Consider the following 18,151-nt stretch of genomic DNA (forward strand, 5'->3'; position numbering starts at 1 on the left):
TCCGGGACCCCGGCCGGCGTGTTTCGGTGCGGTCAACCCATTGACAGGGCCGTGGTCGCCGGGAAGCATCTGCCCAACATCCACCGGTTCTGCCCTCGCTTGTCACGCACGTCCGATGACAACGATGTCAGGGCCGGCCCGTCCGTCCACGATCGACCGCCGCAGCCACCCGTCCCCACCCCCAGACGTACGACGTACTCGACCGGATCGAGTCGAAAGGCCCCGCCCCCATGCCGTATCTCCCCCGTGCGCGCACCGTGTCCCTCCGGTTGGCCGCCGCGACCACCGCCGCCCTGCTACCGCTGGGCCTGGTCGTCGCCGCGCCAGTGGCCAACGCCGCGCCCAGCGCCGCCCCACCGGGCTCCTTCCGCTCCTCGTTCGAGTCGGCCGACCCGCAACCCGCCACGAGCACTGTCGAGGTCGACGGGTCGGGCCGGCCCGTGCAGGGCAACCTGAGCGGATCGAGCAGCGCGAACCTCCCCGGCAGCCTGCTCGGCCAGGTCGACGCCGTGACCGCGAGCGCCCAGAACGCGCCGAACGAGATCGCGGCGAACCTCGCCGACGGGAACCCGTCGACCAAGTGGCTGGCGTTCGAGGCGGCCGGCTGGGTGACGTACCGGCTGGCGAAGCCGGCGGTCGTGACGCGGTACGCGCTGACCGCCGCCGACGACGAACCGACCCGCGACCCCCGCGACTTCACCCTCCAGGGGTCCACCGACGGCAGCACCTGGATTGACCTGGACCGGCAGACGCAGCAGCGCTTCGCCAAGCGGTTCGCCACGAACACCTACCGCGCCGCCAACACGACGGCGTACGGCTGGTACCGCCTGCTGATCGCCGCGAACTCCGGCGACTCCCTCACCCAGCTCGCCGGCTGGGACATCAGCGACGGCTCGGACGTCCGCCCACCCGCCACGCCCATGGTCAGCGGTGTCGGCCCCGGGCCGGTCGGCGGCTACACGACGAAGCCGAGTGTCGGCTTCACCGGGCTGGCCGCGCTGCGCTACTCCGGTGGCGCCGAGGCCGACGGCCGCTCGTACGCGACGAACAGGCTGTTCGACGTCGACATCCCGGTCGGGCCGGACACCCGCCTGTCCTACCGGATCTTCCCCGAGTTCACCGGCCAGGACGCGCGGTACCCGTCCACGTACGCCGCCGTCGACCTGCACTTCACCGACGGCAGCTACCTGAGTGGACGCCCGCCGGTCGACCAGCACGGCTACCCGCTGACGCCGGCCGGCCAGGGCGCGTCGAAGGTGCTCTACGCCGACCAGTGGAACGCGGTACGGGCCGACCTCGGCGCCGTCGCGCGGGGCAAGACGATCGACCGCATCCTGCTCGCCTACGACGGCCCGCGAGCCACCTCGGAGACCCGGTTCCAGGGCTGGCTCGACGACGTGGAGGTGACCGGCTCGCCGGCGGCGATCGACGGCTCCCGGCTGACCAACTACGTCGACACGCGGCGCGGAACCAACTCGACGGGCGGGTTCTCGCGCGGCAACAACCTGCCGATCACCGCGGTGCCGAACGGTTTCAACTTCTTCACCCCGGTGACCGACGCGACCACCGACTCCTGGGAGTACGAGTACCACCGCGCCAACAACGCGGCCAACCTGCCCCTGTTGCAGGGCCTCGCGATCTCCCACGAGCCCAGCCCGTGGATGGGCGACCGCAACCAGATGTCGGTGATGCCGGTGGCCGGCGACGGTCCCCTCACCGGGCCGCCCGCCGGCCGGGCGCTGGCGTTCCGCCACGACGACGAGGTCGCACAGCCGGACCTCTACCGGGTCACGACGCAGAACGGCCTGGTCGCGGAGATGTCACCCACCGACCACGCCGGGATCATGCGGTTCACCTTCGGCCCCGGCCCGGCGACCGGAAGCCTCGTCTTCACCAAGGGCACCTTCACCATCGCCGCCGACGGCACGTTCACCGGTTGGGTCGACAACGGAAGCGGCCTGTCCGCCGGGCGCAGCCGCATGTTCGTCTCCGGCGCCTTCGACCGGGCGCCCACGGCGTCCACCGCGACGTCGGCGACCTTCGACGTCTCCGCCGAGCGTCAGGTGACGATGCGCATCGCGACGTCGTTCCTCTCCGTCGACCAGGCCCGCCGCAACCTCGACCTGGAGGTGACCGGCCGCAGCTTCGACGCCATCCGCGCGGCCGCCACCGCGGCGTGGAAGGACCGGCTCGGCCGGGTCGAGCTGCGCGGCGCGACCGAGACGCAGCTGGTCACCATGTACTCGAACCTGTACCGGCTGAACCTCTACCCGAACTCGCAGTCGGAGAACACCGGCACCGCCGCCGCACCCCACTGGCAGTACGCGAGCCCGGTGTCCGCGCCGACCGGCACGTCGACCGCCACCCGGACCGGCGCGAAGATCGTCGACGGCCAGATCTACGTCAACAACGGCTTCTGGGACACCTACCGCACCGTGTGGCCCGCCTACGCGCTGCTCTACCCGGACGTCGCCGCCCGGATCTCCGACGGCTTCGTCCAGCACTACCGTGACGGCGGCTGGATCGCCCGCTGGTCGTCGCCCGGCTACGCCGACCTGATGACCGGCACCAGCGCGAACGTGGCGCTCGCTCAGGCGTACCTCACCGGGGTCGAGCTGCCCGACCCGCTCGCGGCGTACGACGCGGCGGTCAAGGACGCGACAGTCGCGTCCGGCCGCGGCGCGGTCGGCCGCAAGGGCATCGAGACCTCGCTGTTCCTCGGATACACGCCCACCTCCACCGGGGAGTCGGTGTCGTGGGCGCTGGAGGGCTACATCAACGACTACGGCATCGGCAACATGGCCGCCGCCCTGGCGAAGGACCCGGCCACGCCGAAGTCGCAGCGTGACCGGCTGAAGGAGGAGTCGCGGTACTTCCTGGAGCGGGCCCGCAACTACGTCCACCTCTTCGATGACAAGACGAAGCTGTTCCAGGGTCGCGACGCCACCGGCGCGTTCCTCGCCGGTGACCCGCTGGACTGGGGCGGCGTCTACACCGAGACCAACGGGTGGAACTTCGCGTTCACCGCGCAGCAGGACCCGCAGGGCCTGATCAACCTGTACGGCGGGCAGAAGGCCCTGCGCGACAAGCTCGACACCTTCTTCGCCACGCCGGAGAACGCCGACCGCCCCGGCGGCTACGGGGGCGTCATCCACGAGATGCTCGAGGCACGCGCGGTGCGCCTGGGTCAGCTCGGCATGAGCAACCAGCCGTCGCACCACATCCCGTACCTGTACGACGTCGCCGGCGCTCCGGCGAAGACGCAGGCGATCGTGCGCGAGATCATGCAGCGCCTCTACGTCGGCAGCGAGATCGGCCAGGGCTACCTGGGCGACGAGGACAACGGGGAGATGTCTGCCTGGTACGTCCTCAGCTCGCTGGGCATCTACCCGTTGCAGGCGGGCTCGACCCACTGGGCCATCGGCTCACCGCAGTTCACCAGGATGACCGTCCACCGCACGACAGGCGACATCGTGGTCAACGCCGCGAACAACAGCACCCGCAACGTGTACGTGCAGAGCGTGCGGGTCAACGGCAAGAAGCAGAACGGGGTGTCCGTCGACGTGTCCGCGCTCGCCCGGGGTGCCACGATCGACTTCCAGATGGGGCCCAACCCGTCGTCCTGGGGCACCGGCCGGAACGACGTGCCGCCGTCGCTGACGAAGGGCGACGCGGCGCCCGAGCCGTTGCAGGACGTCACTGGGCCCGGCCTGGGCACCGCCACCGCCAGTGGCGGTCAGGACGCGGCGACGCTGTTCGACGACTCGTCGACCACGCAGCTCACCGCGTCGTCGGGCACACCGCAGATCAGCTGGGCATCCCGCGGCGGCCGGCAGAAGCCGACGTACTACACGATCACCTCCGGCGCGGCCGCCGGTGACGCGGCGGACTGGCGGCTGCAGGGCTCCACCGACGGCCTCACCTGGAGCACCCTGGACTCCCGTACGGGAGAGGTGTTCCGCTGGCGCAACCAGACCCGACCGTTCCGGATCGACAAGCCGGGGCGGTACTCCCAGTTCCGCCTCGTCGTCACCAGGACCGTCGGCGCCGCGCAGCCGACAGTCGCCGAGATCGAGCTGCTCGCCGGCGGGGACCTCGACCTGGGCGGCGGCGACATCACGGTGACCGCCACGGACGGCGCGACCGCGCGGTCCGGCGCACCCGCGACCGTGGCACTGGCCACGGTCACCGGCGGCGCCGCCGACGACTACCGGGCGACGATCGACTGGGGTGACGGCTCACCGGCCACCGAGGGCACCCTGACGCTGAGCTCGCGCGCCGTCTACCGCGTCAGCGGCGCGCACACCTACGCCACGCCCGGCTACCAGCAGGCGAGCGTCACGGTGACCGACGGCGCCGGCCAGGGCTCGGTGACTGTCGGCGTGGACGTCGCGTACGCGCCGGACTCCGGCCTCGCGGCGGCGTTCGACACCGTGTGTGTCGGCGACGAGGGCACCCTCGCCGCGGACTGCGACGCGAAGTCGTGGGCGTACTCGCGGGCCGCCCTCGCGGCGGCCGGCGTGACCCAGGGGCAGCGGCACCAGGTGCCGGGCACGGCGTTGAGCTTCGCCCTGCCGCAGACCCCGGCGGGGCAGCCGGACAACGCCACCGGCAACGGCGCGACGATCGCTCTGCGCCTGCCGTCCGACGCCCGGAGCATCTCGTTCGTCGGCGCCGGCACGCAGGGCAACCAGAGCACCACCGCCACGGCGACGTTCAGCGACGGCGGCACCGCCAGCATCCCGATCCAGTTGAGTGACTGGACGCTGGGCGGCAACGCCAACGGCACCCCGTCGTACGGCAACATCGTGGTCGCGAAGTCGGCCTACCGGCTCAGTGGCACGAGCCGCGACGGCGCCCAGCCGTTCCTGTTCGCCACCGCGCCGTACCAGATCCCGGAGGGCAGGACGCTGGTCTCGGTGACCCTGCCGACGCAGACCGGGGATCCCCGTTCGGCGGGCCGCATCCACGTGTTCGCCGTCGCCGACGACGGCACGCCGGCCGCCGCGCTGGTGACCGCCGCCCCCGCCGATCAGAGCGTCGACGCCGGGCAGGTCCTCGCGGCCAGTCTCGGGTCGGTGACCGGAGGGGTTCCGGGCGCGAGCGGCTACCGGGCACGTGTCCAGTGGGGCGACGGCACGGTTCCGGCCGACGTCACCATCGGCGCGGCCGGCGCGCTGAGCGGCCGGCACACCTACGCCCGGGCGGACACCTACACGGTGCACGTCACCGCGTGGGACACGCTGTCGAGCAGCACCGCCACGTTCACCGTGACCGTCCGGAATGCCGGGCGGCAACCGGCGCTCGCGGTGTCCGGCGCCCAGTCGGTCACCGCCGGTGACGCGGTCACGGTCGAGGGCAGCGGGTTCACCGCAGGGGAGCGGGTGACGGTGGTCCTGGCCGCCGACACGACGCGCAGCGTGACGGTCCCGGCGTCCGCGACGGGCACGGTCCGCGCCACCGTCGCGACGGCGGCCGACATGGCGCCGAGCCGGTACGCCGTCCGCGCCACCGGCGCCTCCTCCGGTACGTCGGCGACGGCCACCGTCCAGGTGACCGCGCGGTCGGCGGCCCCGGCCTACCAACCGCGCGTGTCGTTGCCCACGACGTCCGGACCGCGCGGCACGTCGATCACCGTTGACGGCTCCGGGTTCGCCCCGAACGAGGCGATCACGGTCAGCCTCGGCGACGGCCGTCGGGTCGGCACGGTGCGCGCCAACGGTGACGGCGTCGTCGCCGGCGCGACAGTCAGCGTTCCGGATTCGGCGCAGCCGGGCGCGACCCGGGTGACATTGTCCGGTGCCACGTCGGCGACGGCGGTGTCCGCGCCGTTCACCGTCACCGGCGCGAGGTGAGCCGGAGGTGACACCGTCGGGCGGGCCGTGCTCCACGGCCCGCCCGACGCCGTCGCGACGGGCCGTCTCGAGCCACGGCGGCCTGTCCGGCCTCGGGGTCCGCCCGTGGTCCGTCCGCCGGGGCCGTGCGTCCGCCAGGGCCGTGCGTCCGTCGGGGCCGTCAGTAGAGCTGCCCCACACCTGGGGCAGCTCTACAGCGGCCGCTCCTGACCCTCGTCACCCGTTCGGCGGTGTCGCCGCCGCGGATTCCGGTGGCGCGCTCAGCCGGAGCTGCCACCGTGGGCCGTGGTCGGTGAGCCGGACGATCGCCAACGGCTCGACGTCCAACTGCCGGTATGCAGCCAGCGGCAGGCCCAGGGCGTGCACGACCGCCACCCGGATCACGAGCGGGTGGGTGACGGCGGTGACCCGGCGGCCGAGGCCGCGCTGTCCGTCGAGCCACCTGCCGACGCGTTCGCGCAGGGCCGCGACGGATTCGCCCCCGTGCGGCGCGGCGTCCGGGGTGGACAACCACTCGCGGAGGGCGTCGGGTCGCGCGGCGGCGACCTCCTCCAGCGACCGCCCGGTCCAGTCGCCGTAGTCGCAGTCGGCAAGCGCCGTCTCGACGGCGGGCGCGAGGCCGAGGGCGTACGCGGTCTGGACGGCCGCCGGCGCGGGGCTGGACAGGCAGGCGTCGGTGTCGCCCGACGACGCCCGCCGGCCCAGCCCGGACAGGGCGAGGGCGGCGTGTCGGCCACCCTCGTCCAGTCCGTCGTCCCCGCCGAAGCGGGCCCGCCGCAGGGCGGCGGTGTGACCGTGGGCGACCAGCCGCAGGCTGGTGGCGCTCACCCGGCCAGTCGTGCGTCGGTGGCCGCGCGCTGCCGGTGCATCAGGGCTGCGAAGAGCAGGCCGATCCCGGTCCACAGCACCACCTGGGTGCCGAGGGAGGCGAGTCGGAAGCTCCACAGCAGCGTGGCGGGGAAGTCGCCCGGGACCTCCTGGAACGACGGGAGCACCACGTAGGCCACACCGGTGACCAGCAGGAAACCGCCGACCGCCGCGGCGGCGCGCAGCCACACCGGCGCCTGTGCGCCGACCGACCGGTAGCCCAACGAACCGGACCAGACCGCCACCAGCCCGAGCACCACCAGCAGCAGGTAGGTGACGGTGCGCTGGTTGATGGTGGCCGGGTCGCCCACGGCCGGGGGGTTCGGCGGGTACTTGAGGAACGGCACGATCACCGCGCCGAGCAGCGCGCCGCCGGCCAGCAGCAGCCCGGACCGCCCGTCGTCGACCGTCCGCCGGCGCCGGTTCAGCAGGACCCACGCCGTGGCCAGCAGGCCACCCATCGCGGCGCCGAAGAGGGCGGTGGCCAGGAACAGGCCGCCGCGCTGGCCGTTCCTGCTGACCAGGGCGTCCTCGTCGTGCTGGTGCCCACCGGTGGCGGGTTCGGTGTGTGCCGCCGCCTCCTCGATGGCGATGGCCGCCTCGACGTGGGGTTCGCCGACGACGTAGGCGAACGTTCCGGCGAGCAGACCGGCCACCAGGCCGGCGAGCAGCCCGCGCAGGAGAACCGTGACGAACGTGGGCGCGGTGCCGGTCAGTGGCACGGGACACCGAGCAGGTGCCGGCCGTCGTGCATCAGCTCGTGCAGGTACGTCCCGCTGCGCGAGACCGCACCCTGGTCGAAGGCGACGAGATAGGCCAGCAGGGTGAGCACGGCGACGGTGGCCAGGACCGTCCACAGGAGACGGGTCGGGGCAGCGGGGTGCACCAGCGGCTGGCTGGACGTGGAACTGGACATGAGTGCACGAACCTCCTCGGGGATGACGCGTCCCCATCGCAAGGCTGCGGACGACCGAGCGTCCTGGCTCGCGGCCCCCAGGATCGGAGACCGCTCACAGTGGCGCGACCGCGCCGGATTCTCACCGGCTTCCCTCGCGTCGCCGCAGATAGTGGGTCGACCGTAACGGTGCCGGTTCTCCTCGGTCAAGCCGGCGGCGAGGTCCGAACGCGACGACGCCCGACGCCGCTCGCCCGTGGCGCCGATCGGATCGACGACTGCCATCACGGGTGGCCGCGACACGCCCGGACCCGACATGTGGGGTGTGACAAACCCAGTCGCCCCTATATATGGTGTCGACCGCAGCTGGTTCGGCCACTCGACCCAGGGTGGCCGAGGCAAGAGGGAAGCCGGTGGAAATCCGGGACTGCCCCGCAGCGGTGAGTGGGAACGACAGCCGTCATCAGCACTGGGCCGCCATCTGGCCTGGGAAGCGACGGCCAGTAGGTGACCGGGCGATCCCGGTCGGGCCCGCGAGTCCGAAGACCTGCCAGCGCGCCGCGTACCCGCATCCGGGTGGGCGGTGGTCCGAGGCCGCGAGGGACGGCCGACGCCTTGCGGATCCACGCCCCGTCAGCGTGGCGTCCGCCGGTGTCGGCCTCCCCGCGCCGAGGGCCATCAGGTCCTCAAGCTCGCGAGGAGTGAGTGGTGACAGTTACCGAGGTGACCCCGGCCGGCGGCGACACGGCCCTGCGGCGTACGCCGACGCAGGTCCGCAAACGCGACGGCGCCAGCGAGCCGGTGGACGTGCGCAAGCTCGCCGCCACGGTCGAGCGCTGGGCCGACGACCTGCCCGACGTCGACCCGCTGCGGGTGGCGACCCGCACGATCAGCGGTCTGTACGACGGCGCGACGACTGCCGAGCTGGACCGGCTGACCATCCAGACCGCGGCCGAGCTGATCGGTACGGAGCCGCAGTACTCGCGCCTCGCCGCCCGGCTGCTGGCCAGCCACGTCGAGCGGGAGGTACGCCGGCAGGGCGTCACCTCGTTCAGCGCGGCGATCCGGGCCGGCCACGCGCAGGGGCTGATCGGAGACGAGACCGCCGCGTTCGTCGCCGCGCACGGTCGCGCGCTCGACGACGCCGTCGACGCCGACGGCGACCGCCGCTTCGAGTACTTCGGCCTGCGCACGGTCTACGACCGGTACCTGCTGCGTCACCCCACCACCCGCCTCGTGCTGGAGACCCCGCAGTACTGGCTGCTGCGGGTGGCCTGCGGCCTGTCCCGTACGCCGGACGAGGCGGTGGACTTCTACCGGCTCATGTCCAGCCTGGCCTACCTGCCCAGCTCACCGACGCTGTTCAACGCCGGCACCCGGCACACCCAGATGTCCTCGTGCTACCTCGTCGACTCGCCGCGCGACGAGCTGGACTCGATCTACCAGCGCTACGCCCAGGTCGCCAACCTGTCCAAGTTCGCCGGCGGCATCGGCATCGCGTACTCCCGGGTCCGGTCCCGTGGCGCGCTGATCCGCGGCACGAACGGGCAGTCCAACGGGATCGTGCCGTGGCTGCGCACCCTGGACGCGAGCGTCGCCGCGGTCAACCAGGGCGGCCGGCGCAAGGGAGCGGCCTGCGTCTACCTGGAGCCGTGGCATCCGGACATCGAGGAGTTCCTGCAACTGCGGGACAACACCGGCGAGGACGCCCGTCGTACGCACAACCTGAACCTGGCCAACTGGATCCCGGACGAGTTCATGCGCCGGGTCGAGGCCGACGAGGTGTGGTCGCTGTTCGACCCGGACGAGGTGCCCGAGCTGCCCGACCTGTGGGGGGAGCGGTTCGACGCCGCGTACCGGGCGGCCGAGGCGCAGGGCCGCTACGTGCGGCAACTGCCGGCGCGGGAGCTGTACGGCAAGATGATGCGCACCCTGGCCCAGACCGGCAACGGCTGGATGACGTTCAAGGACGCGGCCAACCGGCTGTGCAACCAGACGGCCGAGCCGGGCAACGTGGTGCACCTGTCCAACCTGTGCACCGAGATCGTCGAGGTGTCGAGCGACGCCGAGACAGCGGTGTGCAACCTCGGCTCGGTGAACGTCGCCGCCCACCTCACCGACGACGGCATCGACTGGCCGCGACTGCGCGCCACGGTCCGGACCGCTGTGACGTTCCTCGACCGGGTCATCGACATCAACTACTACCCGACACCGCAGGCGGCGGCGAGCAACCCCCGCTGGCGGCCGGTCGGTCTCGGGCTGATGGGCCTGCAGGACGTGTTCTTCGCGCTGCGGCTGCCGTTCGACTCGCCTGCCGCACGGGAGCTGTCCACCCGGATCAGCGAGGAGCTGTACCTGACCGCGCTGGAGACCTCCGCCGACCTGGCGCGCGACTTCGGCGCGCATCCGGCGTACGCGCAGACCCGGGCCGCCCGGGGCCAGCTCCAGCCCGACCTGTGGGGTGTCGACGGTACGCAGACCGCACGCTGGGCCGCGCTGCGCCAGCGGGTCGGGGCGTACGGGCTGCGCAATTCCCTGCTGGTGGCGGTCGCGCCGACCGCGACGATCGCCTCGATCGCCGGCTGCTACGAGTGCGTCGAGCCGCAGGTGTCCAACCTGTTCAAGCGCGAGACCCTGTCCGGGGAGTTCCTCCAGGTCAACACGGCCCTGGTCCGCGAGCTGAAGGCCCGTGGCCTGTGGACCGAGCAGATCCGTTCGGCGATCCGCCGCGCGGAGGGGTCGGTGCAGGACGTCACGGAGCTGCCGGCCGACGTGCGGGAGCTGTTCCGCACGGCGTGGGAGCTGCCGCAGCGGGCGCTCATCGACCTGGCCGCCGCCCGCGCGCCGTTCATCGACCAGTCCCAGTCGCTGAACCTGTTCCTGGCCTCGCCCACCATCGGCAAGCTCTCCTCGATGTACCTGTACGCCTGGAAGACCGGGCTGAAGACCACCTACTACCTGCGCTCGCGCCCGGCCACGCGCATCCAGCAGGCCACCGTCAGCGCCGTCACACCGGTCGCCGTCGGACCCGTCGCCGTCGACGCCGAGGCGCTGGCCTGCTCGCTGGAGAACCCCGAGTCGTGCGAGGCGTGCCAGTGACCGCTCCCGACACCACCACCGACACGAGGACCACGCACATGCTGCTCGACCCCGGGATGGACCTCACGCTCCGCCCGATGCGCTACCCGCACTTCTTCGACCGGTTCCGCGCCGCGATCCGCAACACCTGGACGGTCGAGGAGGTCGACCTGCACGCCGACCTCGCCGACCTGGACAAGCTGTCGCCGGCCGAGCGGCACCTGGTGAGCCGCCTGGTGGCGTTCTTCGCCACCGGCGACACGATCGTCGCCAACAACCTGGTGCTCAACCTCTACCAGCACGTCAACAGCCCCGAGGGTCGCCTCTACCTGTCCCGGCAGCTGTTCGAGGAGGCGGTGCACGTCCAGTTCTACCTCAACCTGCTCGACACGTACGTGCCCGACGAGACCGAGCGGTTCGCGGCCTTCGCCGCCATCGAGAACATCCCCTCGATCCGCCGCAAGGCCGAGTTCTGCTTCCGCTGGATCGACTCGCTGGGGGAGTTGCGGGAGCTGCGGACCTCCGACGACAGGCGCGCGTTCCTGCTCAACCTCATCTGCTTCGCCGCCTGCATCGAGGGATTGTTCTTCTACGGCGCGTTCGCGTACGTGTACTTCCTGCGCTCCCGCGGCCTGCTGCACGGCCTGGCGTCCGGCACCAACTGGGTCTTCCGCGACGAGTCCATGCACATGGCGTTCGCGTTCGACGTGGTGGACACGGTGCGCGCCGAGGAGCCCGACCTGTTCGACGACGATCTCGCCGACCAGGTCCGTCAGATGCTCACCGAGGCCGTCGAGTGCGAGGTCCAGTTCGCCGAGGACCTGGTGGGTCAGGGCGTGCCCGGTCTCACCCTCGCGGACATGCGGGAGTATCTCCAGCACGTCGCCGACCGCCGCCTCGTTCAGCTCGGGATCGCCCCGCACTACGGGTCGGCCAACCCGTTCGCCTTCATGGAGTTGCAGGACGTGCAGGAGCTGTCCAACTTCTTCGAGCGGCGGGTGTCGGCGTACCAGGTGGGGGTGACCGGGACGGTGGCCTTCGACGACGACTTCTAGGAGGACCCCCCACCCCACCCCCCTCCCACCCCGTCGACCAGGAAGTTGTTGCTCCCCTATCGGCGTGTCAGGGGCACCAACTTCATGATCAACGTCGGCGGCGGGCGAGGTGGGGGTGGGGCGGGGGTGTTCTTGGGGGTGGGGTGACTGTCAGGCGGGGGAGCAGGTAGGGGTGATGGTCGGCGGACTGCTGGTGGCGCTCGTGCTCAGGTAGCCCGCGGTGGTCGACGTTCCCGGCGCGAGCTGCCCGTTGTAGGCGGCGTTCGTGACTGTCACCTGGCTGCCCGTCTGGGTGAGGGCGCCGTTCCAGACCTGCGACACCGTCTGGCCGCTGGGGAGGGTGAAGGTGACCCGCCACCCGCCCAGCGCCGAGGCTCCGGAGTTGGTGACCGTCAGCCGCCCCTCGAATCCGCCCTGCCACGTGTTGACCACGGTGTTGGTCACGGCGCAGGACTGCCCGGCCGGGACCGTCGGCGTCGGGGTGGGAGTGGACGTCGGGGTGGGGGTCGGAGTGGGCGTCGGCGTCGGGGTGGGAGTCGACGTCGGGGTGGGGGTCGGGGTGGGCGTCGTGGTGCCGCCGGCCTGGAACTGCCACCAGTTGAGGTTGAACAGGTTGCCGGTGCCGCCGGTGAAGCGCAGGTACAGGTCCTGGGTCCCGGTCGCGCCGCTGACCGGGCAGGAGACGGTCTGCCAGGTCTGCCACCCGCCGGTGCCCGGCACCGCGCAGCTGCCCACCCGGGTGCCGGTGGGGCTACCGAGGCGCAGTTCGACAGTGCCACCGGACGTGGCCGAGGCGACCCGGGCGGAGAAGGACGTCGCGCCCGTACCGAAGCCCACGCCCTTGACCTTGATGTAGTCCCCGTTCTCGATAAACCCGACGTTCATCCCGCCCTCGCTTGCCGGCTCGGTCTCGATGCCGGAGCCCCAGGCGATGGTCTCGGCCTCCTGCCGCCCGTACGGGTTGAGCGTGCCGATCTGGGGCGCGCCCGTCGTGGTCATGGTGATCGTCGGGATGGTGCCGTTGGTGTTGTAGGTGAACTTCTCCACGGCCACCGAGCGGGTGTAACCGCTGCCGCCGGGCAACGCTCCGTTGTGGTAGAAGAAGTACGAGCCGCCGTTGAAGTCGATGACCCCAGGGTGGTTGGTGAAGCTGGCCCCCTGGCGGGGCATGATCGTCCCGCGGTAGGTCCAGGGTCCGGTCGGGCCGGTCGCGGTCGAGTAACCGATGAACTCGGAGCAGCACTCCGCCGCGAACACGTTGTAGTAGAGGCCGTTGCGCTTGTAGACCCACGGGCCCTCTTCGTAGAGGGTCGGCCGGCTCGCGTTCCCCGTCCGGGTGCCGAACCCGGCGGTGGTGAGCGGAATCTTGGTGGCGCTGCCGCTGTAGGAGATCATGTCCGCGTTCAGCCGGACGTACCAGAGGTTCGGGTTGCCCCAGTACAGGTACGCCTGGCCGTCGTCGTCGATGAAGACGGTGGGATCGATCTCGCCGTTGCCCACCAGCGGACGGCCGATGGCGTCCCGGAACGGTCCGGTGGGGCTGTCGGCGACCGCGACGCCGATGGCCATCGAGTTGGTCGCCCGGGCGGTCACCGGCACGTACCAGTAGAACTTGCCGTTGCGGGCGATGACCTGGCCGGCCCAGGCGTTGGCGCTCGCCCAGCTGAAGGTGTTGAGGCTCAGGGGTGAGCCGTGGTCGGTCCAGTTGACCATGTCGGCCGACGACCACACGCGCCAGTCCTTCATGGTGAAGTACGTGGAGCCGTCCTCGTCGTGCCCGGTGTAGAGGTAGACCCGTCCGTCGTGCACCAGGGGCGCCGGGTCGGCGGTGTAGATGTGCTGGACGATGGGGTTGTCCGCGTGGGCGGCCGTGGCCGGCGCCAGCGTCGAGATGAGCAGCATGCTCACGAGCCAGGCGACGCCGCGTCGGAGCCGGTTCTTCGTCCGTGGTGGCGGTGTGCGGTGCATCGGTACCTCCAGGATGGGTCACGACGGGCGGGCACGGTTCGCCGGTCTCGCCGGCGGGGTGCCGCGTGTCGTCGCCTGTCGCTTCGGGACCTCGGTGGTGGCCGTGTCGCGGGAACGGCAGGAGGGATCGGGTGTCCACCACGGCTCCCGCACGCGGCGGCCCGCCGTTTGTCAACGGCGGTGGTCAACGTCCCTGAGGGAGGCCCGGACACCCACCAGCGGGCGTTGGTCATGCGCGACTCCATCGACCTCGGCGGATCGAGTGGAGCGGTGAAGCGTGCCCTTCGCCTCTGCGGCCTGAGGGTAGTCTGTTATCGCTAACATTCTCAAGCGATGGACGAACCTGGATTTCCACGCCGCCGTCACGGACCGGTCCCGTCCGCGGCGCGCGCGGCGCGTGACCAGGTCGTCAGCGCCGCGGCGCCGGGTCGTCAGCGCTGCAGCCGCGTCGGGCTGCCCGGCCCGCTGCGCCGGACGAGCCACGCCTCGGTGATGTGCGTGAACATCGCCTGTGCCGCGCCGTCGGGGTCGTGGGCGGCGATGCGCTCGAAGATGCGCCGGTGCCCCTGGTTCGACGCCACGCACAGGGCCCGCTCGGTCTTGCCCATGTACCGCGCCGTGTTGACGACCTGGCTCTCCAGGGACCGGACGACGCCCCGGGCGATGCGGTTCCCGGACGCCTGCATCACCGTGTCGTGGAAGGCCCGGTCGTGTTCGTGGTAGGTGACGTGGTCGTCCACCAGCTCGTCCATCCGGTCCACCTGGGCACGCAGCCGGTCGATGGTCTCCTGGTCGGCGAGTCGGGCGGCCACGTTGGCCATGTCGGACTCCAGCACCCGCCGGGTGACCACCAGGTCGTCGAGGATCGCCAGGGTGTCGTCCACGGCGATGGTGGCCGCGAGGACGAGCTCGTCGAGCATGTCCCACGCCGAGGGCGAGGTGACAAGCGTGCCGCTGCCCTGGCGGACCTGCACGAGCCCCTTCTCCTGCAGGATCTTCACCGCTTCCCGGATGACCGTCCGGCTCACCGAGAAGGTCTCGCAGAGCACCGGCTCGGGGGGTAGCGGTGTGCCCGAGGGGTGCACTCCCTGCACGATCCGGGTCACCAGCTCGGCCGTGATCGCCTGAGCCAGGTTGGTCGGGCGACGGGCCCAGGTCGGTGCCGCCGTGCCGTTGACGGTCGACTGGTTCGATGTCGTCACGTTCACCTCCGCGTAGCCGCGGGAGCGGGCCCACGAGTCCGCCCCAGTGTAAGGGCAACCGTTGACGTCAGACGTCATACGAGTTACGTTCTCGTCAATCTTGCATCGACGGCCGTTCCTCGGCCACTCCCCATATGAAGGTGAGCAACGATGAAGCAACGAGCAGTGTGGGCCGCGGTCCTCGTTGCCGGGCTGGCCCTGACCGGCTGTGGAAGCGCGACAGGTTCGGGTTCATCGTCCGGAGGCTCGGACAAGAAGCTGGTCGTCTGGGACTGGAAGTCCGGCGAGGCCAGCTCCGCGCAGTACGTGGAGAAGGCCAAGGCCGACTTCGCCAAGAAGCATAAGGACGTCGAGGTCGAATTTGTGGCCCAGCCGTTCGATCAGTACTACACGTTGCTGGGCGCGGCCATCCAGTCGGGCAAGGGTCCGGACGTCATCCTGTTCAACGGTGGTGGCCAGATCCGCGACCGGGTGGACTCGCTCCAGCCGCTCGACGAGTACGTGGGCGAGGACCGGCAGCGGCTGGCCGGCTGGGAGGCGTTCGCCAAGGGCGGCAAGACCTACGCCGCTCCGGTGACCCTGCAGGGCCACCCGATCTACTACAACAAGGCGCTCTACGAGCGGGCCGGCCTCGACCCGGCGAAGCCGGCCACGACGTGGCAGGAGTTCCTCGCCAACTGCGCGACCATCACCCAGAAGACCGGCGCCAAGTGCTTCGCCCAGGGCAACAAGGAGGGCATCGGCATCCAGTTCTTCCTGTCGGCCATGGCCTCGGGCGTCCTCACCCCGCAGGAGTACGACAACTGGATCGCCGGCAAGCGCGACTGGAATTCGCCGAACGTGAAGAAGATCTTCGAGCTGTGGAAGGAGACCGGCACCGCGAAGCTGAACAACGACGGCGCCAACTCCACCGCGATGTTCAACGACGCCTTCGCCGTCTTCCAGTCCGCTAAGGCCGCCCACATCATCGGTCTGATGTCCGACATCGGGCACTGGAAGGACTTCAACGAGTTCATCACGCCGGAGAAGCTCGGCGTGATGATGGCCCCGACGGTGACCAGTGGCGCCACCCCGAGCCTGCCGTACGACGGTGGTATCGGTTACGCGGTCGCCAAGTGGACCAAGGACCCGAAGGTGGCCGCCGACCTGGTGCGCTCGCTGACCTCCACCGACGCCCTGAAGGCGTTCTACGCCAACGCCGGCGCGATCACCGCCGACACGACAATCGACGTGTCGCAGTCCGGGCCGGCCGTCACCACGATCGTCGGCGCGCTCAAGACCGGCAAGCCGGCGCCGCACGTGGCGCTCTCCTCGAAGGCGCTCGACCTGATGGGCCGGCTCTCGCAGCAGCTGCTCAGCGGTTCGATAAGTGTCGACGACGTCGTGAAGCAGATGGCCGCCGCGGACACGGCGGGCTGATCACGTGTCGATCGGTAAGTCGCTCCCGTCGGTCCGCTCGGCCTCGGCCGAGCGGACCGGCGGGGTCCCGCCCGTACCACAGCCGTCTGCCGGCCGTGCCGTTCACAAGCGTGTCGCAAGCGGCCGTCGCGCCGAGATGCTCGCGCCCTTCGTGCTGGTCGCCCCGGCCGTCCTGATCCTCGTGCTGTTGCGGCTGTACCCGCTGCTGCTCGGCGTCAACTTCTCCTTCACCGGCGACGGCGACCGCGACGGGGCGATGGTCGGCTTCGACAACTACGTCGACCTGTTGCGGGACCCGCTGTTCCAGGGCGCCCTGCGCAACGTGGGGCTGCTGGTGCTGCTCCTGCCGGTGGCGGTGGCCATCCCGGGTCTGCTCGCCACCTTCATCTACCTGCGCGTCCCCGGGCACCGGTTCTACCGCAGCGTCTACTTCTTCCCGGCCGTGCTGTCCCCGGTCATCGTCGGAGCGATCTTCAACCTGCTGCTCTCGTTCGACGGCCCGGTCAACAGCATCCTCGGCGCGTTCGGCATCGGCCCGGTGGACTGGCTCGGTGACCCGGACGTCGCCATGTTCGCGGTCGTCGGCGTGCACGTGTGGGCGACCTTCGGAATGGCCCTTGTCGTGTTCCTCGCGGGCTTCGCGACCCTGGACTCCGCGCTGCTGGACGCCGCGCGGGTGGACGGCGCGTCCCTGACCCAGGTCATCTGGCACGTGATCATCCCCAGCCTCACCCGCACCATCCAGTTCGTCTTCGTGACCACGATGATCGGGATGCTGACGTCCATGTTCGGCCTGCTCTACGTCATGACCAGTGGCGGCCCCGAGGGCTCGACGTACCTGCCGGAGTACTACATCTGGATCCAGCAGGGGCAGATGAACCGGCCCGCGCTCGCTTCGGCCGCGTCCACCGTCCTCTTCGTCATCATGCTCGTCGTCGGGCTGTTGCAACTCAAGCTGCTCCGCCGAGCGGGGAGGGAAGACTGATGTCCCGCGTCCGACTGGGCAGATGGCTGCTCGTGATCCCGATGGGGCTCCTCGCGTTCGCGACGATCTACCCGCTGCTGTTCACCGCGAACGTCGCCATGAAGACCCGCCGGGAGTACATTCTCGACCGTTTCTCACTTACGGACTCGCTGCGCTTCGAGAACATCACCACGGCGTGGACAAGCGTCGGCATGGGCCGCTACGCCGTCAACTCGGTGGTCGTGGTGGCCTGCTCGGTGTTCCTGCTGCTGCTGTTCGGGTCGATGGCCGGCTTCGCGCTGAGCCAACTGCGCTTCCGGGGCTCCAACGCGCTGTTCATCGGCTGCCTCGCGGCGCTCTTCATCCCCTTCCAGGTGATCATGGTGCCGCTGGCCCGGGTCATGGCGGACAGCGGCCTCGTCGACACGTACCCGGGGCTGATCCTCGCGTACGTCGCGCAGTTCCTGCCCTTCACGGTCTTCCTGATGACCAGCTACTACAAGACCATCCCGGCGGAGATCGTCGACGCGGCACGGATCGACGGCAACACCGTGTACGGCGTCTACCGGCGGATCATGCTGCCGCTGGGTGCTCCGGCGCTGCTCTCGGTGGGCATCCTCAACACCCTGTTCTGCTGGAACGACGTGCTCATCTCGTTGCTGCTGATGCCGTCGGCCGACCACCGCACCCTCATGGTCGGGGTGACCTCGTTGCGGGGGCAGTACTCCGAGGACATTCCCACCTTCGCCTCCGGGGTGCTCATCGCCGCGATCCCCGTCCTGGCGGTCTACCTGTTCCTTCAGCGACAGATCGCCGACGGCGTCGCCGCTGGTTCCACGAAAGGCTGA

11 protein-coding genes and 2 riboswitches are annotated in these 18,151 nt (G+C 70.8%); of the genes, 6 read left to right on the top strand and 5 right to left on the bottom strand.

The annotated features are described in order from the left end of the window. The first annotated feature begins 257 nt into the window (after positions 1-257). Positions 258-5,855, top strand: coding sequence for a GH92 family glycosyl hydrolase (locus tag MILUP08_RS15170; protein WP_237747078.1), 5,598 nt, complete (start codon positions 258-260; stop codon positions 5,853-5,855). A 216-nt stretch (positions 5,856-6,071) separates the two neighbouring features. Here the strand turns inward: MILUP08_RS15170 and MILUP08_RS15175 are convergent, their stop codons facing one another. The 3 genes from MILUP08_RS15175 to MILUP08_RS15185 are packed head-to-tail and all read right to left on the bottom strand — an operon-like array spanning position 6,072 to position 7,638. Beyond that, the gene (locus MILUP08_RS15175) at positions 6,072-6,683 is read right to left on the bottom strand and encodes a histidine phosphatase family protein (RefSeq protein ID WP_007459125.1); all 612 of its coding nucleotides are present in this window, start codon (positions 6,681-6,683) and stop codon (positions 6,072-6,074) included. Continuing rightward, positions 6,680-7,444 carry a CbtA family protein gene (locus tag MILUP08_RS15180; RefSeq protein WP_007459127.1) on the bottom strand — a complete coding sequence of 255 codons (765 nt, stop codon included), beginning with the start codon at positions 7,442-7,444 and terminating at the stop codon, positions 6,680-6,682. The genes MILUP08_RS15175 and MILUP08_RS15180 overlap by 4 nt, the downstream gene beginning before the upstream one ends. Next, complete coding sequence (locus MILUP08_RS15185) at positions 7,435-7,638, bottom strand: CbtB domain-containing protein (RefSeq protein WP_039906051.1); 204 nt, start codon at positions 7,636-7,638, stop codon at positions 7,435-7,437. The genes MILUP08_RS15180 and MILUP08_RS15185 overlap by 10 nt, the downstream gene beginning before the upstream one ends. Before the next feature lie 35 nt (positions 7,639-7,673). Then, a riboswitch (cobalamin riboswitch) is annotated at positions 7,674-7,814 on the bottom strand. Between the two features lie 153 nt (positions 7,815-7,967). After that, a riboswitch (cobalamin riboswitch) is annotated at positions 7,968-8,186 on the top strand. A gap of 136 nt (positions 8,187-8,322) precedes the next feature. On the opposite strand from MILUP08_RS15185, the gene MILUP08_RS15190 reads away from it, so the two are divergent. Continuing rightward, positions 8,323-10,716: a ribonucleoside-diphosphate reductase subunit alpha gene (locus MILUP08_RS15190; RefSeq protein WP_007459132.1), complete on the top strand. Its 2,394-nt coding sequence runs from the start codon at positions 8,323-8,325 to the stop codon at positions 10,714-10,716. 38 nt (positions 10,717-10,754) lie between these two features. Continuing rightward, the gene (locus tag MILUP08_RS15195; protein WP_051065957.1) at positions 10,755-11,750 is read left to right on the top strand and encodes a ribonucleotide-diphosphate reductase subunit beta; all 996 of its coding nucleotides are present in this window, start codon (positions 10,755-10,757) and stop codon (positions 11,748-11,750) included. A 150-nt stretch (positions 11,751-11,900) separates the two neighbouring features. On the opposite strand, the gene MILUP08_RS15200 is transcribed toward MILUP08_RS15195, so the two are convergent. Next, positions 11,901-13,718 (bottom strand): family 43 glycosylhydrolase, encoded by a 1,818-nt coding sequence (locus tag MILUP08_RS15200; protein ID WP_007459135.1) that lies wholly within the window; start codon positions 13,716-13,718, stop codon positions 11,901-11,903. A 431-nt stretch (positions 13,719-14,149) separates the two neighbouring features. Then, a complete protein-coding gene (locus MILUP08_RS15205; RefSeq protein ID WP_237747080.1) occupies positions 14,150-14,920 on the bottom strand; it encodes a FadR/GntR family transcriptional regulator in 771 nt (256 codons plus the stop codon). Between the two features lie 150 nt (positions 14,921-15,070). Here MILUP08_RS15205 and MILUP08_RS15210 point away from each other — a divergent pair, with 150 nt between their 5' ends. From MILUP08_RS15210 to MILUP08_RS15220, 3 genes are all read left to right on the top strand, one after another. Then, the gene (locus tag MILUP08_RS15210; RefSeq protein WP_007459143.1) at positions 15,071-16,339 is read left to right on the top strand and encodes an ABC transporter substrate-binding protein; all 1,269 of its coding nucleotides are present in this window, start codon (positions 15,071-15,073) and stop codon (positions 16,337-16,339) included. Between the two features lie 136 nt (positions 16,340-16,475). Further along, positions 16,476-17,324 carry a carbohydrate ABC transporter permease gene (locus MILUP08_RS15215; RefSeq protein WP_039906056.1) on the top strand — a complete coding sequence of 283 codons (849 nt, stop codon included), beginning with the start codon at positions 16,476-16,478 and terminating at the stop codon, positions 17,322-17,324. Further along, positions 17,324-18,151 (top strand): carbohydrate ABC transporter permease, encoded by an 828-nt coding sequence (locus MILUP08_RS15220; RefSeq protein WP_007459147.1) that lies wholly within the window; start codon positions 17,324-17,326, stop codon positions 18,149-18,151. The genes MILUP08_RS15215 and MILUP08_RS15220 overlap by 1 nt, the downstream gene beginning before the upstream one ends.

This window comes from Micromonospora lupini str. Lupac 08 (assembly GCF_000297395.2).
Taxonomy (GTDB): Bacteria; Actinomycetota; Actinomycetes; order Mycobacteriales; family Micromonosporaceae; genus Micromonospora; species Micromonospora lupini.

Coding starts and splice junctions, on each gene's coding strand:
- MILUP08_RS15210 (WP_007459143.1), top strand. CDS start 15,071: ATGAAGCAACGAGCAGTGTGGGCCGCGGTCCTCGTTGCCGGGCTGGCC.
- MILUP08_RS15185 (WP_039906051.1), bottom strand. CDS start 7,638: ATGTCCAGTTCCACGTCCAGCCAGCCGCTGGTGCACCCCGCTGCCCCG.
- MILUP08_RS15200 (WP_007459135.1), bottom strand. CDS start 13,718: ATGCACCGCACACCGCCACCACGGACGAAGAACCGGCTCCGACGCGGC.
- MILUP08_RS15220 (WP_007459147.1), top strand. CDS start 17,324: ATGTCCCGCGTCCGACTGGGCAGATGGCTGCTCGTGATCCCGATGGGG.
- MILUP08_RS15195 (WP_051065957.1), top strand. CDS start 10,755: ATGCTGCTCGACCCCGGGATGGACCTCACGCTCCGCCCGATGCGCTAC.
- MILUP08_RS15215 (WP_039906056.1), top strand. CDS start 16,476: ATGCTCGCGCCCTTCGTGCTGGTCGCCCCGGCCGTCCTGATCCTCGTG.